Below are 23,494 nucleotides of genomic sequence, written 5' to 3'. Positions count from 1 at the left end.
CGTTATAGAATCTGTAGCCGCTGCTTCATTGTCATCACCTCATCATCCACTGCGGGTGTAATGCACAGATGAGAAAGTGCGCTGCTGCGGAACGGGATCACCTGCGTGCGGCCGTCCAGTTGTACGATTTGGTAGAACTGCGGCAGATTGAAATTGATAAAGCTGGAGCCGTAGGTAAAGCGATCGTGCGAAGACGAATAGAAGCGGCTGACATCACGCACCAGCTCTTCTTTACTGCCTTCACAATGGTGATACACCTCAACGCGATTCGACTCATCCAGAATATAGATATTAAAGCCCTGATTTTCTGTCAGATCTTCAAAGAAGAACTGGATGATCCCTTCGCTGGCGACGCCATCGACCACTGGCGGTAAATGGACATGGTTGGTTTCAACCTGAACCGGCTGACCTTGCAGTTTGTTGTTGGAAATCGCGCCATAAAACTCGACCGCATTTTCCAGCTTCTGCACCGATACACTCAGCCGCTCGAAGAACAAGCCCCAGGTTTGCCCCGCCACTTTCACTGCTTTGAAACGCCCAGGCTCTTGCTGACGCGTACTGGTCAGGCGCAGTTCAATGCATTCGGACACCAGTTGCTGAACACGCGTACGAATCAGCCCGCGCAGGTGCTGGCTGTAGCAGAAGACTTCCAGCGATTCCGGCAGCGCCGCATCCTGATGCATTTTGCCCAGAATGGTTTTCAGCGCTTCCAACACCGCCTGCTCACCGCTGAAATGCAGCGTACGCACTTCATTCCACGAGTTGCGATACAGCAGGTCGATACTGCCAACCAGACACTGCTGCTGCTGGCCGAAGCTAAAGACATCCAGATGACGGAAATCGAAATGGACTACCTGATTGCGGAAAGCCGCCGTCGGATCGTGTTCCAGATTGACGATAATCGCCAGATGACGAATTTCACACGGGCTGTACAGCGCCTTCGGCGTGGGGGCAGGCAGACGCAGCGGGAAGTGGCTGGCTACGTCGTCCACCAGCGCTTGCAGGCGCGTGATGTCACACAGCTCGTTGCCTTTAATATACAGGCGCGTGCTTGGCGTCAGCAGGCCATTAAAATACGCCCACGCCACCAGCTTGTTCAGATAGCGATTATATTCCAGCGGCTGATGGCTGACGATCGCATCCATCGACGGTGCCTGATTGTACAGGTACCAGCCAGAGCGGTTCGCGCGGCCCGCCGGAACATAGATAAAGGTTAAATTCGGCTCCGACAAATCGGGCGAAATTTGTGGGTTCAGCAGGGTAACTTTACCCGGCAGCGCTTCAAACGCAGCGTACAGTTTACGGGTCAACACACCGATATCCTGCGGGCTGGCGCTGACGCTCAGGTTATTACGGCGGGCGAAGCGAATCAGGTTGCGATAGGTCTGCATCATCGCATCCAACAGCTCATTATGTGCTTCGCGTACCTGTTCGATTTTCCAGTTAGCGCGGTTATCCAGCATCGCCAGATGCTCGTCGCTCCATCCCCATTCTTGCACCAGCTGGCTCAGAATCTGACGACGCCAGCCGACACAGGCTTTTTCTCTGGAGAGCTTTTCACAGACTTTTAAGTAGAAACATCGACGCGCCAGATCGAGGCGCGTGGGATCGTTGATCGCCGTCAGATAGTGCGTCACGCGATCCAACATCATGCAGTAAGGATCAAGACCGAAAGAGACGATCTCGCCGTCATGCAGGCGTTTTTTAATTTCGGTCGACAGCAGGCTGGTGTCTGGGTATTCCCAGGAATAGGCTTCCAACAGCAGCGTCTTCAGTACGGCTTTATAGGGGGAATCGATGCTTTTATAGAGCTGCCAGAGACTCGCGCCGAAATACTCTTCCGCCGACAGCGTGCTCAGGCCGCCTAAATCCATCCACTCGTTCGGTGCCAGTGCCCCTTGCGAGTAGAGCGACAGCACATACTCGTCGTAGTGAGATTCTTCCTCGACCGGCACCATATTCCACAGAATACGTTTACCCGCCATACGCACGGCGGTACGGTAGAATTCGTCGAGTAACAGGATGTGCTGCATGGTGCCGCAGTCTTCGCCGCTCAGGCTACCGCTTTCATTGTGGCGGAAACGGCTTTCATCCATCAGGAAGAAGCTGACCTCAGCGCCCTGCGCCGCAGCCCACTGCTCAAGCAGCGTACATTTCTTCTGTAGGAGTTGGCGTTCTTCGCTATCCAGCCAGGATTGGTGGCACACCCAGATATCGAGATCGGAGCTACAGCTCTGCCCGATAGACGAGGTGCTTCCCATTGAATAGATGCCCGTGATCGGCAGTTCACCCTGCGGATGAGAACAGTCAAACTGACCCCAGCGCAACGCGATGCCATCAAGGTACTGTTGCTGCTTTTCATCAGGCGTGTGAGTGCAGATACCGTGAGGCACCTTGCCTTCAAGGTAGCCGGGCATCAACGGGTGATGATGATGTAATAAAATGGGCAGAAGACTGTAAACCTGCTGAAAAGCGGGTTTCATTGCTCCCAGAGCACGGTCAACACGCAGTTGGTTGATCGCATCCAGTCTTTGCTTCAAAGTCTCGATGTAGAAGTACAAGACGTTTCGCCTGATTTATCCCAGTGCCTAGAAAAACCCCGTGTTCCAAATCCGCATGATGAAATTAGAAGAATGTTTAGCGAATTATTGCTGGAAACGTGATCAATTTAACACCTTGCTGAATGGGCGTAAAGAAAGTAAAGAAAGTTAGACTTATCTATCTTGCTTTATTACGAATTTCTCTACCCGACTGCATCAGCACGGCTTCCTATCTATGTATGCGGCACCCGAATTTCAGACCGTTTTAAAAGGCGCACCGCTAATGCCCACAACCTGACACCAACGCACCATCAATGATACGATGGCGGAAAATGATAAAAACGGTATCAAGCATGTTAGCCAATATTATTAGAATTGCCACCCGACAAAGCCCGCTCGCCCTGTGGCAAGCACGATATGTTCAGCAGTGTCTGAACCACCTCTACCCGGATTTACACGTGGAGCTGGTGCCGATGGTCACCCGCGGCGACATCATCCTCGATACGCCACTGGCAAAGGTCGGCGGTAAAGGATTGTTTGTTAAAGAACTGGAGTTGGCGCTGCTTGAAGGGCGCGCCGATATTGCCGTCCACTCCATGAAAGATGTCCCTGTCGAATTCCCAGACGGCCTCGGTCTGACCACCATTTGCGAGCGCGACGACCCGCGCGACGCTTTTGTTTCCAATCATTACGACAGCCTCGATCAATTACCGGAAGGCAGCTGTGTCGGCACCTCCAGCCTGCGCCGTCAGTGCCAGTTGCGCGCCCGACGTCCCGACCTGGTGATTCGAGATTTGCGCGGTAATGTCGGCACACGCCTGTCAAAACTGGATAACGGCGAGTATGACGCCATTATTCTTGCGGTCGCGGGCCTGAAACGTCTTGGTCTTGAAGCGCGCATCCGCTGTGCGTTAAGCCCGGAAGAGTCTCTGCCAGCCGTCGGACAAGGCGCTATCGGCATCGAATGCCGTTTGGATGACGAACATGTCCGCCAACTCCTTGCCCCACTCAATCACCCCGCTACCGCGGTCCGCGTACTGGCTGAACGCGCCATGAATGTACGCCTTGAAGGTGGCTGTCAGGTGCCGATTGGCAGCTACGCCGAACTGGAAGGCGATACGCTGTGGCTACGTGCGCTGGTTGGCGCGCCGGACGGCAGCCAAATGATCGTCGGTGAACGCAAAGGAAACGTCTCCGATGCCGAACAACTCGGGATTGCACTGGCTGAAGAGCTGTTAGCCAAAGGAGCCAGCGCCATCCTTCAAGCCGTTTATCAAGGATCAAGCTCATCATGACAATTCTGGTTACCCGTCCGTCACCAACTGGCGAACAACTGGTGACCCGTTTAAGAAAGCTCGGCTATAACGCCTGGCACAGCCCGCTGATCGAGTTTTCACCCGGACGAGAACTCGCCAGCCTGCCTACCCTATTACAGGCACTGAGCGCCGACGATTTGGTGTTTGCGCTCTCACAACACGCCATTCATTACGCCGATCCGATGCTGGTACGTACGGGCATCAACTGGCCTGCCCATCTCGCTTATTACGCCATAGGCCGAACCACCGCGCTGGCGCTGCATAAAATCAGCGCACACCCGGTAGCCTATCCGCCTGAGCGCGAAACCAGCGAAACGCTCCTGCAACTTCCTGACCTGCAAGATGTTTCCGGTAAACGCGCATTATTGCTGCGCGGCAACGGCGGCAGGGAACTGCTAGGGGAAACGCTAACCGAGCGGGGCGCACAGGTGACCTACTGTGAATGTTATCAGCGCAGAGACGTTCACTATGACGGGCTAGAGCAAAGCCGCCACTGGCAACAAATAGGCATCGACAAACTGGTGATCACCAGCGGAGAAATGCTACAACGGATCTATACTTTAGTACCTGATTACTATCGGGCTTCCTGGTTACTCGGCTGCCAGTTGATCGTCGTCAGCGAACGGCTGGCAGAACAAGCTCGTCAGCTTGGCTGGCGTGATATCCGAGTGGCTGATAATGCCGATAACGATGCGCTCGTGCGCGCACTACAATAAACCTGATCATGGGATGTACCATTATGACGGAACACAATACCCCCACAGCTCCATCCGACGAGGTTGCTGAACGGGTTGAACCCGCGCATCAGCAGCAGGATCCCGCACCGCAGCCCAAACGTAGCGGTGCCGTGCTGGGGGCGATCGCGATTGTGATTGCACTGGCCATAGGCGCAGGCTTGTATTACCACGGCCACCAACAGGCGCAGAAAGAAACTGCCGCGCTTCAACGTCTGGAAGCGCAGTTCAACACATTGCAGCAACAGCATAAGCAAGAGCAACAGCAGTGGCTGGACGCTCAACAGCAGCAAAGCAAAGCGCAGGAGACTGCCGCACAGCGTCTTGAGGCGCTAACGCGTCAGTCAGACGAGCTGCGCGATAAGCTGGCGGCGCTTTCCAGCCATGACACCAATACCTGGCTGATCGCTCAGGCAGATTTTCTGGTGAAACTGGCAGGACGCAAGCTGTGGAGCGACAAAGACGTCACCACCGCAGGCGCGTTGCTGAAAAGCGCGGACGCCAGCCTGGCGGAAATGAACGATCCTAGCCTGATAGAAATCCGCCGCGCGCTGACCAGCGATATCGGAGCGCTGGCAGGCGTAAGTCAGGTCGATTTTGACGGCATCATCCTGAAAGTCAATCAGCTCACCGATCAGTTGGATAACTTGCAGCTCGCCGATAACAACACCGATGAAGCGCCGATGGACGCCAACAGCACAGAGCTGTCCGCTTCCTTGAGCGAGTGGCGACAAAATCTGAGCAAGAGCTGGCACAATTTCCTGGCTGATTTTATCACCATTCGCCGCCGCGACAGCGCCGCCGAACCGCTGCTGGCACCGAATCAGGATGTGTATCTGCGCGAGAATATCCGCTCACGTCTGCTGGTTGCGGCACAGGCCATTCCTCGCCACCAGAATGAAGTGTACAAACAGTCGCTGGAAACGGCAGCAACCTGGGTTCGCGCCTACTTCGATACTACCGACCCTACGACGCAGGCCTTTTTGGATCAGCTCGATGCCTTAAGCCAGCAGTCGGTTTCACTGGATGTCCCAACGGAGCTACAAAGTCAGGCGCTGTTGGAAAAACTGATGCAAACGCGCGTTCGTAACCTACTGGCTCAGGCGCCAGCCACACAGCAAGGGGAATGAGCATGCTAAAAGTCTTATTGCTGTTCCTGATCCTGATCGCTGGCGTGGTGATCGGCCCGATCGTCGCGGGTCACCAAGGCTACGTCCTGATCCAAACGGATAACTATGACATTCAAACCAGCGTGACCGGTCTGGTCATCATGCTGGTACTGTTCTTCCTCGCCTTTTTGGCAGTGGAATGGGTGCTACGCCGGATCTTTCGTACCGGATCCCGCACGCGCGGCTGGTTCCTTGGCCGCAAACGTACTCGCGCCAGAAAACAGACCAAAGCCGCGCTGCTCAAGCTGGCCGAGGGGGATTATTTACAGGTAGAGAAGCTACTGACGCGCAATGCCGACCATGCCGAGCAGCCCGTAGTTAACTACCTGCTGGCAGCCGAAGCCGCTCAGCAGCGCGGCGACGAATTCCGCACCAAGCAATATCTGGAGCGTGCCGCCGAGGTTGCAGATACCGATCAGCTTCCGGTGGATATTACGCGCGTGCGTATTCAGCTAGCGCGTAATGAAGATCATGCCGCACGTCACGGCGTCGACAAACTGCTGGAGGTCGCGCCCCGCCACCCTGAGGTGCTGCGTTTAGCGGAGCAGGCTTTCCTGCGTACTCACGCCTATAGCGCGCTGCTGGATATTCTGCCTGCGATGCGCAAGATCAACCTGTACCCTGAAGAACGTTTGCTGGATCTGCAGCAGCAGGCCTATATCGGCTTGATGAATCAGGCAATGGCAGATGGCGGCAGCGAAGGACTGAAATCATGGTGGAATAATCAGAGTCGCAAAGTACGCCATGAAATCCCGCTTCAGGTCGCGATGGCTGAGCATCTGATCGAGTGTGACGATCATGATACCGCTCAGAAGATCATTCTCGACGGTCTCAAGCGCCAGTATGACGAACGCTTGATCCTGCTAATGCCACGTCTCAAAGCCGGAAACCCAGAACAGCTGGAAAAAGTGCTGCACCAGTACATCAAGCAGCAGGGGGCAACGCCGCTGTTAAGCAGCACGTTAGGTCAATTGCTGATGAAACACGGCGAATGGCAGCAGGCCAGCGATGCTTTCCGCACCGCGCTAGAGCTCCGACCAGACGCGTATGATTATGCCTGGCGCGCCGATGCACTCGATCGGTTGCGTCTGCCGGATGAAGCGGCCCAAATGCGGCGCGAAGGGCTGTTACTCACGCTACAGCAGCCTGCCGACTAACCGCTACGCCGCTCTTTCATAAGGCTCCTTTTGGAGCCTTATTCTTTTGTGTGACCCGTCCTGCATAGCGCGACAGAAGGCCGTTACCGAACATTTTCCTCAGACGAAAAAAAACGCTTACCGATAAACGGTAAGCGTTGAAAATATCAGGTCTGTCAGACAACAGAATGGTGCCTCACTCAACGTTATGTCCGGAAGGCCCGATGGAGATTTGCATCTTCATCTGGAGTTGGACGATAGGCACCTCAAATTGGCTCTGCGTCATTCCCAGGATTATGAAGCCGAAGCAAGCATAGAAGGTGGAATGAGCATCTACACGCTTATTTAAGCATAAATTATGCCAACATGCATAACTTTATTATCACAGCCTCACCAAGTAGAGGTAAGCGACTAATAATAAATACTATTTTTATTTATCCACTGCGAGAGCAACTAAGACACGATGGGCGACAAAAACGAGATCGCGCTCACAAAACCTGTCGCCATTCAGAGACGATTTTGTCACGTAAAATATTAACCATTAATAATCAATGAATTAAATGTCTCCTTTTTGCGACAGCAGAACCCCTAGAGTGTCGTGTTTTTCCGACAGCCCTATCAAAGCTGCTGATTCAATTTAAGAAAGGGGAAAATATCCGCGCCGGGAAACCGACACGGACAGAGTTGGCTTAATGAGAGGAGATTAGCGGGAGGACAGTTGCTCTAAGCTCTGCTTCGCCACCTGATACAGATAGTGCGCAGTCGGGAACAGTGCGCTGTCATCAACGCGGAATTTCGGGTGGTGCAGCGCATACGGCCCGCCGGAACCGACCATCATGAACGTACCCGGTAATTTTTGTTGATAGAACGCGAAATCTTCACCAATCGGGCTGGCTTCCACGCGACGCGCTTCAAACCCTTCGTCACTCGCCACATTCAGCGCAAACTCAACCCACTCTGGCGTGTTGATCACCGATGGTGGCCCTGCGTGCCACAGGAACTCAATTTCTGCACCAAAAGTACTGGCGATACCTGCAACGATCTGACGGAAACGCTGTTCAATCAAATCACGCGCGTCCTGATTAAACGTTCTGACCGTGCCTTCAACGTAGGCCGTGTCTGGGATAACGTTCCAAGTGCTGCCGCTATGAACCTGAGTAATCGACACCACCGCGTTGTTGTCGGACGATACCGTGCGGCTGATGATGGTCTGTACGGCAGAAATCAGCTGGCCCAGGATAATAATCGGATCGTTACCTTCATGCGGCTTCGCAGCGTGACAGCCTTTCGCCGCAATCTTGATCTCAAAGCGGTCAACGCCCGCCGTCAATGCGCCATCTTTCCCACCGATGACGCCAACGGGCAGCGTCGGATCGTTGTGAATGCCGAAAATCGCTACCGCATTGTCCAACGCGCCAACGGCGATGACTTCCGGTGCGCCCAGCCCGGTCTCTTCGGCGGCCTGGAACAAAATTCGCACGGTGCCTTTCAGCTCCGGCTCGATTTTCTTCAGCAGAATCGCCGCGCCAAGTGCAGCGGAAGAGTGAAAATCATGACCGCAGGCGTGCATCACGCCTTTGTTGAGCGACGTGAATTCTACGCCAGACTCTTCTTCAATCGGCAGAGCATCGATATCAGAACGTACCACGACCAGTGGACCATCCTGTAAGCCGCCGACTTCAGCAACCAGACCGGTTTTCAGCGGTAGATCGAGGATACGAATCCCCTCTTTTTCCAATACCGCACGAATCTTCTTCGTGGTTTCGAACTCCTGATTCGACAGTTCAGGATTGCGGTGTAAATCGTGGCGAAACGCCTGAATAAACTGAGCCAGAGGCTCGTGCTGAGGTGCTGTTCTCATGAATACTTGCTCCACATTATCGTGCCCTGCCTGACAGGGCTGCCTTGTTCAGGCGTGCAGGTGTGTCTACGTATGCGTTAAATATCGTACTCAAGCGGCTCAGGCAGCTTGGTCAACTGACGCAGGAAACGCTGGGTTTGCGGGTTATCCGAGAAGCTAATCACCTGCTCCGCCGGACCTTCCTCAACGATATGACCGTCTGCCATGAAGATCACTCGGTCAGCCACTTCTTTCGCAAACTGCATTTCGTGGGTGACGATCACCATCGTGGTGTCATTTTTCGCCAGCTTCTGAATCACCTGAAGCACTTCGTGTACCCTTTCCGGGTCCAGCGCCGAGGTCGGTTCATCAAACAAAATCGCCTTCGGATCGACCGCCAGCGCACGCGCAATACTCACGCGCTGCTGCTGTCCGCCAGATAGCGTCACCGGATATTGTGCCGCCTGCGGCAGCAGGCCAACCTGCTCCAGCAGTGCCAGACCGATTTCATCCGCCTGCTTCTTCGGCATTTTTTTCACGACAATCAGCGCTTCCGTCACATTCTCCAGCGCCGTTTTGTTCTTAAACAGGTTGTAACTCTGGAATACCATCGCCGTCTGGCGGCGCAGCGCATAGGCCTCTTTAGAGGAATAACGGCGCGTATCCAGCGTTTGGTCGCCAATTTCAATCGTGCCCGACTCTGGCGTTTCCAGCAGGTTCAGACAGCGCAGCAGCGTGGATTTACCCGAACCGGATGGGCCGATAATCGCCACGACTTCACCCTTCGCGATATCCAGACTAATGTTGTCCAACACCACCTGATCGCCAAAGCGTTTAGAAAGATTCTTTACACTGATCATGTCAGCCCCTTATCGCTGTAGCGAGTGATTCAGTTTCTTCTCCAGCTGTTTTTGCAGCCAGGAATAAACAATGATCACCAACCAGTAAATCAGACCCACAACCAGGAAGGTCTCAAAGAAACGCAGAGATTCAGCGGCAATCATCTTGCCTTCCGCGAACAGTTCGGAAACGCCCAGCGCAAAGGCCACCGAGGTATCTTTAATCAGAGAAATGAAGGTGTTCCCCGTCGCGGGCAGCGCATTCAGCATGGCCTGAGGCAACACGATGCGGCGATAGACCTGCGCTTTGCTCATGCCAATGGATAAGCCCGCTTCCGTCTGGCCGAAATCCACCGAGGCCAAGCCCGCACGGAAAATCTCAGCCATATAGGCGGACGTTTTCAGGCTAAAGCCGATAATCGCGGCCGTCATCGCATCCAGATTGGATAAGCCGGGGAATAGCTGCGGCAGGCCGAAGTAGATGATAAACAGCTGAACCAGCGACGGAATGCCGCGGAACAGCGAGATATACAGCTCGACGATTTTTACTACCACGACAATCTTGCTTTCACGGACTAACGCCAGGATAAGGCCGAGAACCATAGCAAAAAACATCGAAACCACGGCGAGGAACAGCGTGGTTGGCAAATACATTAATACCTGGGGAAAGACCTTTAACAGGTAGGCAAGATCGATATTCATGAGTAATACCATTAATGCATCCACCGGCCATATTGCGCCGGTGGAACAAGGTTATGACTAGACTACATAACAAGCCATCTGGCGACATAACGAATCATCAGGTTACGTAATGACTCGGCCAAGATGACGGCGTGAGGTTATTTAGCCGGTGATACCGTGATGTCTTCACCAAAATATTTTTCGGAGATCGCTTTCAGGCGTCCATCTTCACGCATTTTCGTTAACTCTGCATCGAACTGCTTACGCAGCGCATCGCCTTTCTCGTCCTTATGGAACGGGAAGCTCACTTCTTCAATCACCAGCGGCTCGCCAACCAGTTTGAACGGCAGGTTACGCTTATTGATTTCTGCCAACAGAATCGGACGTGAATTCACGTAGCCTTCAACGCGCTTAGACAGCGCATCGTTCATCGCGCCATCGCGTGTTTCATAGGTGCGAATATTCACGCTGCCGTCGGCAAACGCTTTTTTCAGGTTGTTGACATGGTTGGAACCCAGAACCCCGGCAACCGTCTTCCCTTTCAGGTCAGCCAGTGTATTAATGTCCGCGTTGTCTTTGTGCGTCACAATCTGGCTGCCGTAGAAGCTATACGGTTGAGCAAAATTGTATTTTTCCTGACGCGCTGGAGTAATGGCTACCACGTTCGCCACGGTATCCAGTTTTTTCGCTTCCAACTGGCCCATCAGGCCACTGAAATCGGCGGTGACCCACTCAACTTTGTAGTTCAGATCTTTCGCGATGGCTTCCGTGACTTCAACGTCAAACCCGACCAGCTTGTTATCCTGCTTGAAGCCACTTGGATAACTTTGGCCTGTTGAACCCACTTTCAATACTTTTTCCTGCTCAGAGCCGCTCTTCCCAGAATCACAGCCAGCAACAAGAAAGGCGGTCGTCAGCGCCAGAACAGACAACGTTACTTTTTTCATCATTTTACTGCCTCTCTTTTTGATTTTTTATCTTTCCACTGGTCATACAATTGGTTATCAAGGATTTTTTCCATCCAGATTGTCAGGTGTCCTTTTCCCAGATTCGTCTGCCCGACTTCCTTGAAACCATAATTTCTGTACATCTCAATCAGCCACGGGTGGTTTTGCGCGGTGCCAAGCGACACGGCAGGCGCTTTGAGCTGGTTAATCAGAATTTCTTCCTCCAGCCAGCTCATCATTTGCTTACCCAGTCCCTGTTTTTTATAGCCAGGGTGCGTTGCAAACCAGCCCAGATGAGGTAGACCGAACGGGCCCGGCTCAGGCCCCCACGGATAGCGGATGGTAAATGACGACACCATCTCACCGTCTTTTACCATCACATAAACGCCGTGTGAGGCAATATGCGTACGCACCATGTCGATATCTGCATGGGCGGCGGAAAAATTGATGCCTAACTGGCGAATCGGCTCAAATGCGGCCAGCGCCAGCGCCAGAAAAGTTTCATCATCCGCAAGCGTGGCCTGACGAAATACGATACTCATGGTGTCACCTTATGCTGGCAGCAGGCCGGAGTTATCTGCATAGCGAATCACGTCATCAACCTTCTGCGGCGCACTGCCAACGTAGTTAGCCGGATTCAGCCATTCGTCCAGATCGGCAGCAGTTACCTGTTCAGACAGCACCGGATGAGCCAGCAGCACCGATTTAAAGGACTGATTCTGCTCGAATGCCTGCATTGAGCATTCGTAAACCAGATGGTGAGCAGTCTGCTTGCCGAGGCGTTTGCCAATCTCGAACATCACTTTTTCGGACAGCAGCAGGCCATTTTGCAGATCGAGGTTCGCCAGCATCTGCTTCTCGTTGACGGACATGCCACGCAGGATGCCAAGCGCATTCTGAAGCTGAGCGGACAGATAGATATTGATTTCCGGCAGCGCAATCCACTCCGCACGCCAGCTCATCGCATCACGCTCATGCTCAACTTTCATCGATTCATGAATCAGTGCAGCGCTCTTAAACAGCGGAGCCGTCAGGCTCGCCAGCCCTTCCAGCGCAGCTGGATTGCGTTTATGCGGCATCGTGGTAGAACCAATTTTCCCTTCGGAGAACGGCTCTTCAATTTCGTTAATCTCAGTGCGCATCAGGTTGTACAGCTCATTACCGATTTTGCCCAGCGTACCGCTGATCAGAACCGTAACAGAAGCATATTCGGAGAAGCGATCGCGGGCAGACTGCCAGCCGATATTCGGCGTATTCAGCCCCAGCTTATCCAGCGTCAAACGCTCGATTTCCGGCCCTTGTTCGCCAAAAGAAGCATAGGTACAGATGGCACCGTTGATGTTGCCGACAAGAACACGTTCTTTGATTTCACCCAGACGTTCGAGGTGACGGATAAATTCATCCAGCCAAACGGCCAGTTTGAAGCCAAACGTGGTGGGCAGCGCCTGCATACCGTGGGTACGACCGGCCATCAGCGTGTGTTGGTATTTCTTCGCCAGACGTTTCAGTTCAACGGCCAGCAGTTGTGTATCTCTGACGACAATATCAAAAGATTGTTTCAGCTGTAACACTGTCGCGGTATCAACGATGTCCTGCGTGGTCACGCCGTAGTGAATAAACTCACCCGCCGCACCGCACTGTTTCTGAATCGCGGCAATCGTCGGCATCAGAGAGTGCTTCATGCGCGCGGCATCTTTGGCAATCTCTTCAACGTTAAGCGCGCTTGCGTCAGCGTTTTCTGCAATGGTTTTTGCCGCATCCAGCGGAATGACACCCAGTTCACCCTCGGCAAGTGCCAGGGCAACTTCGACTTCGACCTGTTTAGTCAGGCGGTTATGCTCGGACCATACGCCGCGCATTTCAGGCGTGCCAAAATTATTCCCTATAAGAAGAAAATCAATAAGATGTGATGCCATAGTTAACTCGTTAGTGTTGGATTTATCAGGCGGGATTTATGTCGTCTTTTTAATTTTTAAAAATATAACATGCGGAAATTATGCGCTTTATACCTTTGGGATCTATCTTAGATCAAAAAGTTTGATTGCAAACTATGCATGTAGAAATGTTCGCTAACACTCTCTCCCAAGCAGAAAAGCCCATTTGTCACTTTCCTCTTCCTACAATGAAACTCCTTATCCGTATGACCGCTGACGAAGGATTATCATGCTTCCCCACACGACATTACGTACTCCCCGTAGCTTATTGATTACCATGATCATTATTTCAGCCTTTTCTACTCAGGCTCAGGCGCAGGATCGCTACCAGTTAGAAAAAGTTGTTGAAGTCAGCCGTCATGGCGTACGTCCTCCAACAGAATCCAACACAACGGCACTTGAATCCGGCACAGCACGAGAGTGGCCGCAGTGGGTCACACGCGAGGGTGAATTAACCGGACACGGCTATGCCGCTACCGTGCTAAAAGGCCGCTATGAGGCCGAGTATTACCGTCAACAGCATCTGTTTACGTCAGGTTGTCCAACGGAGCAGCAAATTTATGTGCTCGCTAGTCCGTTACAGCGCACCCGCGCAACCGCACAAGCCTATATGGATGGCATGTTTCCCGGCTGCGGCGTTGCGACGCATGCCGTTGAGGATGAAAAACAGGATCCGCTGTTCCACGGGGATAAAATGGGGATTGGCACGCTTGACCCCGAACGAGCAAAAGCTGCGGTGCTGGAAGCCATGGGAGGTGATTTGAATATCGCCTATGAGCGTCTTAAGCCCAGTATCGAGCTATTGAAGCAGGTCGTATGCGAAGCGGATAAGCCGTGCCCGGTGTTTGATAAACCGTGGGCGATAAAACAGGATAAAGACGGTTCGACGTCTATCAGCGGCCTGAATACGCTGGCGAATATGAGCGAGGTTTTCCTGCTGGAATACAGCGAGAATCTGCCGCAGGCGCAGGTCGCTTTTGGTCACGTCCGCAACGCGCAGGATCTCATCCCATTGATGGCACCGATGACGGCTAAATACGACTTCACCAATGATATTCCCTATATCGCACAGCGCGGCGGTTCGCTATTCATGCAGCAAATCGCCCAGGCTCTGGCACAGGGGACGCAGGAAGCGCAGGGCATGTCACAAGGCGAGCCACCAGCCGTGCCTTACTTGCTGTATGTCGCTCACGACACCAACATCGCCTATCTGCGCACGCTGTTGCAGTTTCATTGGCAGCTACCCGGTGACACTGCCGATAACATTCCACCCGCGGGCAGTCTGGTATTCGAACGCTGGCACGATACCACCACTCAGCAGCGTTTTTTGCGTATCTATTTCCAGACACAATCGCTGGATCAGATCCGTTCTCTGACGCCGCTTGACGATCGGCAACCGTTACTGAAAGAGGAATTTACGTCTCAGGGCTGCCAGCAGACGGAAAAAGGCACGCTGTGTCCTTTTGGTACCGCACTGAAATCAATGCGAGAAAGTATCGATAGCAGCGCGCTGGCACCTGTGCATTACGCGCTGTAACGCACGATATCGCAGGGAACAACAACGCCTTGTCGGGTTAATGAATTCGGCAAGGCTTTCGCCAGAGAAGGCAAATTACAGGTGAAAAAAAAACACATCTTTCGATGTGCTTTTTTTTCGTAATTGGTCGGCGAGAGAGGATTCGAACCTCCGACCCACTGGTCCCAAACCAGTTGCGCTACCAAGCTGCGCTACTCGCCGAATGTACTGCTTTTTTTGAACATCACTGATGTTCTCGTTTGTGTGGTGCGAAGAGAGGGACTTGAACCCTCACGTCCGTAAGAACACTAACACCTGAAGCTAGCGCGTCTACCAATTCCGCCACCTTCGCATAACTCACAAACTGTCAATCAACTGCTATATCTGCAAAATCTGGGGTGGCTAATGGGACTCGAACCCACGACAACTGGAATCACAATCCAGGGCTCTACCAACTGAGCTATAGCCACCATCACCACACTTTACATCAACTACTTATTACGCGGTACTTCCTTTTTACGGGATACTTTCTTTAGGAAGAAAAGTGTACCACCGCAGCTCTTGCACACAACATACTTCATAAAAATATAATGGTGCGCCCGACAGGATTCGAACCTGAGACCTCTGCCTCCGGAGGGCAGCGCTCTATCCAGCTGAGCTACGGGCGCTTAGCGCCGTTGCGGGGCGGGATATTACGGGCTTAGCGACTGACTGTCTAGTGCTTTTTTATCGAAATGATGCGTTTGATTAGGATTTGCTCATTCAAAGCTAAATAACACACAGTTCCGCCCTTCCCGCCCCCAAATACTACGACTTACTCTCTGTCAGCGACGTTTTTTTGCCCAGTCCCAGCGCGAAATAACACAGGCTGACCACGGCTAAAAAGCCGATACCGACCAATAAAGACATCCGCGTATCGATATTGATGTACATGCCTACCAACACACACAGCAAAAATGCCATCGTCAGGTAGTTTACCCACGGGAACAATATCGATTTAAACGGGTGTGTGGCCAGCGCGGCGCGATGCTGTTCACGAAAACGCAGTTGGCTAATCAACACCACAAACCACGGCACCATACCCGGCAGCACGCTAGCGCTATAAACATACACAAACACTTTTTCTGGGTTAGGGATGATGTAGTTCAACACCGACCCAGCCATCAAGCAAAGAATAGAAATCATGACGCCTGCCGCGGGTACGCCGCTGGCTGTCACTTTACCTAGCCAGGCAGGGAGCTGGCGATTGTTGGCCAGCGAATACAGCATACGTCCACAGCTATACATGCCGCTGTTGCAGCCAGACAACGCAGCCGTCAGTACCACAAAGTTGATGATACCCGCCGCCGCAGTGATGCCAATTTTCGCAAATGTCAGCACAAACGGACTACCGGACGTGCCGATTTCACTCCAGGGGAAAATCGTGACAATAACGAAGATCGCGCCCACATAGAAAATCAGGATGCGCCACAGAATGTTGTTGATCGCTCGCTTCAGCGTCACCTGCGGATTTTTCGCCTCGCCCGCCGTAATGCCGACCAGTTCCACGCCCTGATAAGACGCCACAACCAGACAGAGTGCGAACAGCAGACCTTTCCAGCCTCCCGCGAGGAAGCCGCCGTGTTCGGTCAGGTTACTGAACCCGGTCGCCTGACCGTGGTTGCCAAAGCCGAAGAAGATAATGCCGACACCGACGACAATCATCACGACGATGGTGGTGATTTTTATCATCGCGAACCAGAATTCGATTTCACCATACAGCCTGACTGCCGCAAGGTTTGCGCCCGCGACCAGCGTAACTGCGGCGATGGCAGGTAGCCATTGCGGCAAATCGGGGAACCAATACTGAACATACACGCCAATGGCGGTAATTTCCGAAATCCCGACCGCCATCCACATAAACCAGTAGCCCCACGCGGTGAGATACCCGAAAAAGGGACTCATGTATTTATGCGCGTAGACGGCAAACGATCCCGCTACCGGCTCCAGAAACAGCATTTCGCCCATTGAGCGCATGATGAAGAAAACGAAGATCCCAGCGACAATATAGGCCAGCAATACTGACGGTCCCGCCCACTTCAGCGCGCTAGCCGCGCCCATAAACAGCCCGACGCCGATCGTGCCACCCAGCGCAATCAGCTCAATATGCCGGGCTTCCAACCCTCGATGGAGTTTTTCCTGCTTTACATCTTCTGCCATATATCCTCTGTCTTTATGTTGTGCTTATCCCGGCTGCTGCCGGTTATTGTTCTTATTTCAGAAATACTGCCGACTACCGATGAGAAAGAACGTACCCTTGCCCCAAATTAGCGGCATGAAAATACCGTAATGTGGGTTTGAATAACACATCAGGGATGACGAATACGCCAAAGATAGAATTCTGTATTTCTGATTGGCTGGCAAACAGACAATTAAAATCGAATAGGAATAAGAAATCAGGTTTATATACTACTGGGAAAAATGGCGGGGAAAGGTTGGCGCGTTTAACGCGCCAATTTAATGAAGCTACAGACGACCGCTGTAGTGATAGGCGACATATTTCAACAGCTTAAGCTGCCGAAAAATACGGCTCGGCTGGGACAGCAAACGATACAACCACTCCAGTCCTAAGTTTTGCCACACGAGCGGGGCACGCTTCACATGCCCGGTAAAGACGTCATACGTTCCACCCACGCCCATATACAGCGCATCGGGATAGTGGTGACGACAGTCGCGCATCAGGATTTCCTGTCGTGGCGACCCCATCGCGACGGTAACAATTTGCGCACCGCTGGCGCGGATACGTTCGAACAGGGCATCGCGCTGCTCTGGCGCAAAATAGCCATCCTGACTACCGACAATATTCACGTTCCACTGCGCCCGCAGTTTCGCTTCCGTTTGTGCCAACACATCAGGTTTGCCGCCCACCAGAAAAACTGGCGTTCCCTCCTTGCCCGCCCGTTCCATTAGCGCTTCCCACAGATCAGCGCCTGCAACCCGCGTGACGTCAGCCTGCGGGTATTTGCGCCGAATGGAGCGCACGATGCTGATGCCGTCCGCATACTTGTACTCTGCGCGATCGAGCAGCGCACGCAGCGCGACGTCTTTTTCCGCCGTCAGCACTTTCTCAGCGTTAATCGCGACGAGCGTGCCTGTTTCAACCCGCTCGCCCGTAAACAGGTAATCAACAAACTGCGCCATATTGCGAAAGCCGTGAATGGGCAAACCACGAATGGTATACAGAGGAATGGTCTCTGTGGTTTTTAACGCTGTCATACCTGCTCCTTTATCACAGGATCCACGGTGTCGGGTGTCGGCGCGATCGGCGTAGCTCGCATACGCATCAGACGCTGCCGGATGAGTCCGGCGCTTTCCAGCAGCCAATAGAGCAGTTTGGCAACCAGCAGACACAGACCAAATACCAGACAGAAAAACACCACACGTGAAACAAAAGAATCGACGCCTTCACGCGTCAGCACAATAATATTGAACACCGCCCCGAAGCAGAACGCCTGTAAAATAGCGGCCTTATAGCGATTGCTGTCGTTCTTCCCTAACTCGTACACCCAATCGAACCACTTGATAACCAGCCCTACCGCAATCGCACCGAGCGGGATAAACAGCACTCCGCCCATCACCACCAGAGAACCCAGCAACGTGGGGGAGATTGCCAGGCCAGAGCGGTTATTCAACACTTCCCAGGTGAAATAATTCGCACTGTTTAACACCAAATTAGGGCGGTCCGGCCATAGCCAGGAGGGAATAAAGACGTAGAAATCACGGGCAATCGGTGCCAGCCCCTGGAATTCAATCTTGTCGTAGTTCTGCCATAGCAGCGCCAGATTTTCCCAGGGCGAGAAGGTGTCACGGGTTAAATAGAGGAACGTATAAAAGGCGTAATCACCGCTGACGTCCAGCCCATAGCGCTTCAGCGCCAGCCAGAACATCCCGACAATCCCGAACGCACCAGCCGCAACTAGCATCCAGAGCGTAATCCAGCCGCGCACAATGCCAATAAACAGAAATAGGGCGAAGGCGATAATCACATTCGCACGCGTTCCGCCAACAATCACATACGTCAGCATCCCAAACACGACCGTTCCGATGAGGAACATTATCCACGCACGCTGCGTCTGACGCAGGAAATATACCACCAGCATCGCCGGAATGAAGAAGTAGAAAAAGCGTTTCAACGCCACACCGGATACATCGCTGGAGAATATCTGGCTGTAAGAACGCAGCTTAAACAACAAGAAGCCATTGTTGAGGAAGAAAATACCGACGGTGGCAACCGCAATCAACGCCAGCAGCAGCCAGGTCAGATTGGCTTCAACCCGGTTCACCGTCAGGAGTGGCGCACGTGGCGCGGAGGTTTTCTGGCGTAGTCGCGTCTTATAGCTGACGTAATAGATCGCATAGAACGCCGTCGCAGACAGCATCGCCTGAAGCAGGAACTGCACGGGAACCACTTCAACGCCAAACCGGAACACCAGCACGCAGGTAAACGGAAAACCAAAATAGAACGTCAACAAATAGAGCAGGGAAAACAGCACGTTGAAATTAAAACGCACCCGCCGGAACTCCATCCAGGTCAGGCTCAGGATAAAGATGACTGAAATCAGGTAGACGACAAACAGCCCACCAAATTGCCCCAGCGTCATGTTGGTTCTCCCGTCGCCAATGCCAGCGCATCGCGCCAGCCTTGCAGATAATTGGGATTAAAAAACGCAATCTGTTGCTTATCGACTGATGCCAGTTGGCGCTGCGCTTCACGCACCAGCGCCTCATCCAATTCGTCACCGTAAAACAGCACGGGCAGCCCTTGTTCCGTCAGATCCTGCCAGAACGGATTTTGTCGACTGATCACGAACGGCACGCCGAACTGAATCAGCAGACATAACGTGCCGATTCCCTGCTGGCGATCGAAAATAAAATAGCCCAAATCGCAAGTGCGAAGCATGTTGAGATAATCATCAAACGCCAGTTGGTCTTTCAGCAGTTGGAAATTTTTCACGCCAAACAGCGCCAAACCGTCCTTTTCCACCTGCGCGATGTAGGACTCGTTATTCGCGGGATAGCCCATCGGCACAACGACCCGCACGTTTTTCCCGAACTGCTTGTGAATCGCCCGCAGCGCTTCCTGATGGCGATTCGTGCGATCGCCAGAGTTGCCGACCAGAATCGTCATCGGCCCTGCCAGCGGTTTATCCACCTGCATACCCGTGAGCGCCGGATCCATTCGCGTTGGGAAGTACAGCAATGACGTCGGCACGCGAGGTGAACGCTGCTGATACCACGCCAAATCGCCACGCGTGGCAAACACGTGTCCGACACGCTTTTGCGCCATACGCCGCAGCAGATAAAACAGGCGATATTTCAGGCTGCTCGCCTCTTCATACAAATCCGCGCCCCAGACGTGCCAGTAAACCTGCTCGGATTTGATTTTTCCGCTCAGCAACGCCAGCCACAGCGTGGGATTAAACTGCCCATGCAGGAAAAAGCGCATTTTGCGGTTCGCTTTGGCTCTGGCAATAACGGCCTCAGCCAGCGTTTTCTTATCCACGCAGGTTTCGATACGCAGCGCGGGGAAATCAGCCGATGAAATGCCGTCGCGGGACGCCACGATAAAATGCCGAATCTGCTGCTCGGGGAGTTCCGTCGCCAGTACGTCGTTAAAAAAACGTAAAACGGTCTGGTTATGATGCGGGATGTCAGATCCCAATACATGAATCAGTGTCGTCATGCTCGCCTACGGTAAATAATGAATACGCAACAACAAAGCAAAAAATAGACCAGGTAGGTTGCCATATAGGCCTGTGCCGCACCTTGTGCGCCATAAAGCGGAATCAGCCAGTGGGAAAACCCGGTCAGCAGGAGAAACTGGCTCACTTCCGTGAGCAGATAAAAGCGCAGCGCCGCTTTCGCAATGACCAGATAGCCAAAGACGTAAGCGCCCACTTTCATTACATCGCCTACTAATTGCCAAACGAAGAGATCTCGCATGGCCGTGAACTCGCTGGAGAACAGCAGCCAGATGGCAAAATCTCGCAGCAGCCACACGCAAAAGCTAACGCCAGCCACAACGGGCAGCACAAACTTCAGCGAGCGGATAATCTCCTGCGACAACGCGGCTTTATCCGTCAGACGCGAGAGTGTCGGCAGCAAATACACGGTAAAGGAGGCGGTAATGAATTGCAGGTAAGCATCGGAAATACTGCTGACGCCCTGCCAAATACCCACTTCGTCCCAGCTGTAGTGTGCCGCCAACAGGTTACGCATCATGATGTACGCAACGGGTAGCGTCACCGCGGTCATTAACGCCATCAGCGTAAATTTGCCCAACTGCCCGGCAATCGCGCGATCCCACGCGGGTTTTAGCGATGTCAGCGACAGCGGAGTGCGCCGATATAGCATGATACCTGCTGGAATCACCAGCAGCGCGGGCACCAGCGCCAGCCCTGCCAGTGCGCCAACATAGCCGCCCAGTTGCAGGCAGAGCCAAAAGGCCGCCAGCCCGATCAGGCTGCCGCCGATCACAGCCAGCGCGTTGCCTATCGCATCCCGATAGCCCTTGAGGATCGCCAGAAACAGGTTGGCGTAGGCGATACCCATCTGGATAAACGCCAGCGCACGCACCACATCGCGATAGTCATCATGCCCAAACAGCAGATTGGCGATAGGCGTTGCAGCGGCCAGAAAGATAATCGCCAACAGCGTCGAGAACCCCAGCACCAGCGTGACTGACGTACCGAGCAGCGGCCTGAGCCGTTCCGGCTGTTGCTGGTACTCCGCCACATATTTGGTGACGCCGTTGAAGATCCCCGCACCGGCTAACACGCCCAACACTGTAATCAACTGGCGGAAATTCCCTGCCATTCCCACACCGCTAGGGCCAAAAGCGACCGCCAGCAGTTTGACGACAACCAGCCCCGCGCCGATTTTTATCAGCGTGGAGCCTGCCGTCCATATCGATGCTTTCGCCAACGACATATCAGGAGAAGAAGCTCAGAATGGTATTGATCACCGTCCGCTGATTGACGTCTGACAGGTTGTAGAACAGCGGTAAACGTACCAGCCGCTCGCTTTCCTGCGTAGTGTAGCGGTCTTCACCGGAGAAACTACCGAAGTTCAGACCGGCCGGGCAACTGTGCAGCGGGATATAATGAAAGACCGTCATGATTTCGGCTTCTTTCATGTAATTGATAAACGCACTGCGGTCGTCCTGATCGCGCAGTTTGATATAAAACATGTGCGCGTTGTGAATCCCATTGGCAGGCACAGTCGGCAGGGTAATACGCCCGGCATCAGCCAGCGATTTGAATGCCGCGTAGTAGTTCTGCCACAGTTTCAGACGGCGTTCGTTGATCGGCCGCGCCGCTTCCAGCTGTGCCCAGAGGTAGGCAGCCTGAATATCTGCCATCAGGTAGCTTGAACCGATATCCCGCCAGGTGTATTTGTCCACCTGTCCGCGGAAGAACTGGCTGCGGTTGGTGCCTTTTTCACGGATGATTTCCGCACGCTCCACCAGCCTTGCGTCATTAATCAACGTGGCTCCGCCCTCGCCGCCCGAGGTGTAGTTCTTGGTTTCGTGAAAGCTGAAGCAGCCGATGTGGCCGATAGAGCCCAGAACGCGGCCTTTATAGCTCGACATCACGCCCTGCGCGGCATCTTCCACGACATATAAATCGTATTTCTTCGCCAGTGCCATAATCGCGTCCATCTCGCAGGCTACACCTGCGTAGTGAACCGGCACGATAATGCGCGTCTTTTCCGTAATGGCCGCTTCGATCTTCGTCTCATCAATATTCATGGTATCCGGGCGAATATCGACAAACACGATCTTCGCACCACGCAGCACAAAGGCATTGGCGGTAGACACGAAGGTATAGCTCGGCATGATCACTTCATCGCCGGGCTTCACGTCCAGCAGGATGGCGGCCATCTCCAACGAAGCGGTACAGGACGGCGTGAGCAGGACTTTTTTGCTGCCGGAATAATGTTCCAGCCACTGCTGACAGCGACGGGTAAACCCACCATCGCCGCACAATTTACCGCTGCTCATCGCAGCCTGCATATAATCTAGTTCTGTACCCACAACTGGTGGCGCATTAAATGGAATCATGTGATCACCTGTATAACCAATACGCCGTGCTCTCAATCGTAGCACCACGGCGAAGATAAAGACGAAGCGCCGCCACGTTGCTAACCTGTGTCGCGACCCGAAGACATATCAACTCTTGTTGTCGGCACCACGCTTCCGCCAGCGCCATCAGCTGTGAACCGATGCCACGTACCGTAACGCCCGGCCAAACGCCCAGTAGACCGATACGGGCATCCGAGTCATTCACTCTGCGTAGCGTGACCCATCCTTGTGGATTGCCCGCGGCATCTTCCACCAGCAAACAACAGTGGTCGAACGTACCGCGCACAGCATTCTCAATCCACTGTGCATAGAAACGCCCGCTATCCTCCGGTTGATACCACGGAGAACGAAAACGACTCAGCGCAAAAACACGTGACGCCGCGTCCCTTAGTGCAGGGATATCGTCGGGTGTAGCTTCACGCCAGCGCGGTAGCGGCGTAACAACCGTAGCCCGTTGCAGCGGCAGACTGAGATCGACCTCGCCTTCAACCAATCGAAACCCTAGATCGGCAAGCGCATCTGCCAGCACCAGGTTGTCCGCTGCGATTTTAGCCTGCGTCAGCGTAAATGCGCTCAGCGTATCAGGCGTCAACGCGGGCGCAGAAGGCGAAAAATTCAGCTTACCGCTGTCAATCTGGAAGAATTCGCTCTCCCAGCCCAGCGGTTCAACCGTAGCGCGAATCTCTCCCTTTCCAATTGATATCGGATGGGTCATCGTTT

General features: G+C 53.4%; 19 protein-coding genes and 4 tRNA genes. 5 read left to right on the top strand and 18 right to left on the bottom strand.

The window, feature by feature from the left end:
* Positions 1-2 precede the first annotated feature (2 nt).
* Positions 3-2,561 (bottom strand): class I adenylate cyclase, encoded by a 2,559-nt coding sequence (locus MYB54_RS01250; RefSeq protein WP_039498143.1) that lies wholly within the window; start codon positions 2,559-2,561, stop codon positions 3-5.
* Between the two features lie 332 nt (positions 2,562-2,893).
* On the opposite strand from MYB54_RS01250, the gene hemC reads away from it, so the two are divergent.
* Genes hemC through hemY form a run of 4 tightly spaced genes read left to right on the top strand, consistent with a single transcriptional unit; the run spans position 2,894 to position 6,916 of the window.
* Positions 2,894-3,835: a hydroxymethylbilane synthase gene (gene hemC, locus MYB54_RS01245; protein WP_014916932.1), complete on the top strand. Its 942-nt coding sequence runs from the start codon at positions 2,894-2,896 to the stop codon at positions 3,833-3,835.
* On the top strand, positions 3,832-4,572 hold the full coding sequence (hemD, locus tag MYB54_RS01240; protein WP_248721405.1) for a uroporphyrinogen-III synthase: 741 nt from the start codon (positions 3,832-3,834) through the stop codon (positions 4,570-4,572). The genes hemC and hemD overlap by 4 nt, the downstream gene beginning before the upstream one ends.
* Positions 4,573-4,595: 23 nt before the next feature.
* Positions 4,596-5,720, top strand: coding sequence for a uroporphyrinogen-III C-methyltransferase (gene hemX / locus MYB54_RS01235; RefSeq protein ID WP_014916934.1), 1,125 nt, complete (start codon positions 4,596-4,598; stop codon positions 5,718-5,720).
* A gap of 2 nt (positions 5,721-5,722) precedes the next feature.
* Entirely contained in the window at positions 5,723-6,916 is a 1,194-nt protein-coding gene (hemY, locus tag MYB54_RS01230; protein WP_039286233.1) for a protoheme IX biogenesis protein HemY, read from the top strand.
* 682 nt (positions 6,917-7,598) lie between these two features.
* On the opposite strand, the gene MYB54_RS01225 is transcribed toward hemY, so the two are convergent.
* From MYB54_RS01225 to MYB54_RS01200, 6 genes are all read right to left on the bottom strand, one after another.
* Positions 7,599-8,756 carry a M20 peptidase aminoacylase family protein gene (locus tag MYB54_RS01225; protein WP_039311633.1) on the bottom strand — a complete coding sequence of 386 codons (1,158 nt, stop codon included), beginning with the start codon at positions 8,754-8,756 and terminating at the stop codon, positions 7,599-7,601.
* A 77-nt stretch (positions 8,757-8,833) separates the two neighbouring features.
* Positions 8,834-9,595, bottom strand: coding sequence for an amino acid ABC transporter ATP-binding protein (locus MYB54_RS01220; RefSeq protein ID WP_010284939.1), 762 nt, complete (start codon positions 9,593-9,595; stop codon positions 8,834-8,836).
* 9 nt (positions 9,596-9,604) lie between these two features.
* Positions 9,605-10,276 carry an amino acid ABC transporter permease gene (locus tag MYB54_RS01215; protein WP_010284942.1) on the bottom strand — a complete coding sequence of 224 codons (672 nt, stop codon included), beginning with the start codon at positions 10,274-10,276 and terminating at the stop codon, positions 9,605-9,607.
* A 137-nt stretch (positions 10,277-10,413) separates the two neighbouring features.
* On the bottom strand, positions 10,414-11,205 hold the full coding sequence (locus tag MYB54_RS01210) for an amino acid ABC transporter substrate-binding protein (RefSeq protein WP_010284946.1): 792 nt from the start codon (positions 11,203-11,205) through the stop codon (positions 10,414-10,416).
* Entirely contained in the window at positions 11,202-11,744 is a 543-nt protein-coding gene (locus MYB54_RS01205; protein WP_014916938.1) for a GNAT family N-acetyltransferase, read from the bottom strand. Before MYB54_RS01205 ends, MYB54_RS01210 begins: the two co-directional genes overlap by 4 nt.
* Before the next feature lie 9 nt (positions 11,745-11,753).
* Complete coding sequence (locus tag MYB54_RS01200) at positions 11,754-13,118, bottom strand: N-acetyl-S-(2-succino)cysteine lyase (protein ID WP_014916939.1); 1,365 nt, start codon at positions 13,116-13,118, stop codon at positions 11,754-11,756.
* Positions 13,119-13,365: 247 nt separating this feature from the next.
* Here MYB54_RS01200 and MYB54_RS01195 point away from each other — a divergent pair, with 247 nt between their 5' ends.
* A complete protein-coding gene (locus MYB54_RS01195; RefSeq protein WP_248721404.1) occupies positions 13,366-14,673 on the top strand; it encodes a histidine-type phosphatase in 1,308 nt (435 codons plus the stop codon).
* A gap of 124 nt (positions 14,674-14,797) precedes the next feature.
* On the opposite strand, the gene MYB54_RS01190 is transcribed toward MYB54_RS01195, so the two are convergent.
* From MYB54_RS01190 to wecD, 11 genes are all read right to left on the bottom strand, one after another.
* A tRNA-Pro gene (locus MYB54_RS01190) sits at positions 14,798-14,874 on the bottom strand.
* A gap of 43 nt (positions 14,875-14,917) precedes the next feature.
* Positions 14,918-15,004: transfer RNA gene (locus tag MYB54_RS01185), tRNA-Leu, on the bottom strand.
* A 42-nt stretch (positions 15,005-15,046) separates the two neighbouring features.
* Positions 15,047-15,122: transfer RNA gene (locus tag MYB54_RS01180), tRNA-His, on the bottom strand.
* 121 nt (positions 15,123-15,243) lie between these two features.
* Positions 15,244-15,320: transfer RNA gene (locus MYB54_RS01175), tRNA-Arg, on the bottom strand.
* Positions 15,321-15,459: 139 nt separating this feature from the next.
* On the bottom strand, positions 15,460-16,851 hold the full coding sequence (gene thrP / locus MYB54_RS01170; RefSeq protein WP_014916941.1) for a bifunctional threonine/serine APC transporter ThrP: 1,392 nt from the start codon (positions 16,849-16,851) through the stop codon (positions 15,460-15,462).
* A gap of 306 nt (positions 16,852-17,157) precedes the next feature.
* Complete coding sequence (wecG, locus tag MYB54_RS01165; protein WP_014916942.1) at positions 17,158-17,907, bottom strand: lipopolysaccharide N-acetylmannosaminouronosyltransferase; 750 nt, start codon at positions 17,905-17,907, stop codon at positions 17,158-17,160.
* On the bottom strand, positions 17,904-19,292 hold the full coding sequence (wzyE, locus tag MYB54_RS01160; protein ID WP_248721403.1) for an ECA oligosaccharide polymerase: 1,389 nt from the start codon (positions 19,290-19,292) through the stop codon (positions 17,904-17,906). The genes wecG and wzyE overlap by 4 nt, the downstream gene beginning before the upstream one ends.
* Positions 19,289-20,374: a TDP-N-acetylfucosamine:lipid II N-acetylfucosaminyltransferase gene (locus tag MYB54_RS01155; RefSeq protein ID WP_010283870.1), complete on the bottom strand. Its 1,086-nt coding sequence runs from the start codon at positions 20,372-20,374 to the stop codon at positions 19,289-19,291. The genes wzyE and MYB54_RS01155 overlap by 4 nt, the downstream gene beginning before the upstream one ends.
* Complete coding sequence (gene wzxE / locus MYB54_RS01150; protein WP_248721402.1) at positions 20,371-21,621, bottom strand: lipid III flippase WzxE; 1,251 nt, start codon at positions 21,619-21,621, stop codon at positions 20,371-20,373. The genes MYB54_RS01155 and wzxE overlap by 4 nt, the downstream gene beginning before the upstream one ends.
* A gap of 1 nt (position 21,622) precedes the next feature.
* Positions 21,623-22,753: a dTDP-4-amino-4,6-dideoxygalactose transaminase gene (gene rffA, locus MYB54_RS01145; protein ID WP_039466141.1), complete on the bottom strand. Its 1,131-nt coding sequence runs from the start codon at positions 22,751-22,753 to the stop codon at positions 21,623-21,625.
* 4 nt (positions 22,754-22,757) lie between these two features.
* Positions 22,758-23,489 carry a dTDP-4-amino-4,6-dideoxy-D-galactose acyltransferase gene (wecD, locus tag MYB54_RS01140; RefSeq protein WP_248721401.1) on the bottom strand — a complete coding sequence of 244 codons (732 nt, stop codon included), beginning with the start codon at positions 23,487-23,489 and terminating at the stop codon, positions 22,758-22,760.
* Between the last annotated feature and the right edge of the window lie 5 nt (positions 23,490-23,494).

Origin of the sequence: Pectobacterium nicotianae, assembly GCF_023272715.1 — a bacterium.
GTDB classification, from domain to species: Bacteria; Pseudomonadota; Gammaproteobacteria; order Enterobacterales; family Enterobacteriaceae; genus Pectobacterium; species Pectobacterium brasiliense.
Note: the sequence above shows the minus strand (reverse complement) of the source record. Positions and strands in the feature narration are given on the sequence as shown.

What these genes read in the sequence shown, in the direction of transcription:
- MYB54_RS01210 (WP_010284946.1), bottom strand. Translation starts at nt 11,205, where the DNA reads ATGATGAAAAAAGTAACGTTGTCTGTTCTGGCGCTGACGACCGCCTTT.
- MYB54_RS01195 (WP_248721404.1), top strand. Translation starts at nt 13,366, where the DNA reads ATGCTTCCCCACACGACATTACGTACTCCCCGTAGCTTATTGATTACC.
- MYB54_RS01155 (WP_010283870.1), bottom strand. Translation starts at nt 20,374, where the DNA reads ATGACGACACTGATTCATGTATTGGGATCTGACATCCCGCATCATAAC.
- wzyE (WP_248721403.1), bottom strand. Translation starts at nt 19,292, where the DNA reads ATGACGCTGGGGCAATTTGGTGGGCTGTTTGTCGTCTACCTGATTTCA.
- hemC (WP_014916932.1), top strand. Translation starts at nt 2,894, where the DNA reads ATGTTAGCCAATATTATTAGAATTGCCACCCGACAAAGCCCGCTCGCC.
- MYB54_RS01205 (WP_014916938.1), bottom strand. Translation starts at nt 11,744, where the DNA reads ATGAGTATCGTATTTCGTCAGGCCACGCTTGCGGATGATGAAACTTTT.
- MYB54_RS01200 (WP_014916939.1), bottom strand. Translation starts at nt 13,118, where the DNA reads ATGGCATCACATCTTATTGATTTTCTTCTTATAGGGAATAATTTTGGC.
- thrP (WP_014916941.1), bottom strand. Translation starts at nt 16,851, where the DNA reads ATGGCAGAAGATGTAAAGCAGGAAAAACTCCATCGAGGGTTGGAAGCC.
- wecG (WP_014916942.1), bottom strand. Translation starts at nt 17,907, where the DNA reads ATGACAGCGTTAAAAACCACAGAGACCATTCCTCTGTATACCATTCGT.
- wecD (WP_248721401.1), bottom strand. Translation starts at nt 23,489, where the DNA reads ATGACCCATCCGATATCAATTGGAAAGGGAGAGATTCGCGCTACGGTT.
- MYB54_RS01225 (WP_039311633.1), bottom strand. Translation starts at nt 8,756, where the DNA reads ATGAGAACAGCACCTCAGCACGAGCCTCTGGCTCAGTTTATTCAGGCG.
- wzxE (WP_248721402.1), bottom strand. Translation starts at nt 21,621, where the DNA reads ATGTCGTTGGCGAAAGCATCGATATGGACGGCAGGCTCCACGCTGATA.
- MYB54_RS01220 (WP_010284939.1), bottom strand. Translation starts at nt 9,595, where the DNA reads ATGATCAGTGTAAAGAATCTTTCTAAACGCTTTGGCGATCAGGTGGTG.
- rffA (WP_039466141.1), bottom strand. Translation starts at nt 22,753, where the DNA reads ATGATTCCATTTAATGCGCCACCAGTTGTGGGTACAGAACTAGATTAT.
- MYB54_RS01215 (WP_010284942.1), bottom strand. Translation starts at nt 10,276, where the DNA reads ATGAATATCGATCTTGCCTACCTGTTAAAGGTCTTTCCCCAGGTATTA.
- hemX (WP_014916934.1), top strand. Translation starts at nt 4,596, where the DNA reads ATGACGGAACACAATACCCCCACAGCTCCATCCGACGAGGTTGCTGAA.
- hemY (WP_039286233.1), top strand. Translation starts at nt 5,723, where the DNA reads ATGCTAAAAGTCTTATTGCTGTTCCTGATCCTGATCGCTGGCGTGGTG.
- hemD (WP_248721405.1), top strand. Translation starts at nt 3,832, where the DNA reads ATGACAATTCTGGTTACCCGTCCGTCACCAACTGGCGAACAACTGGTG.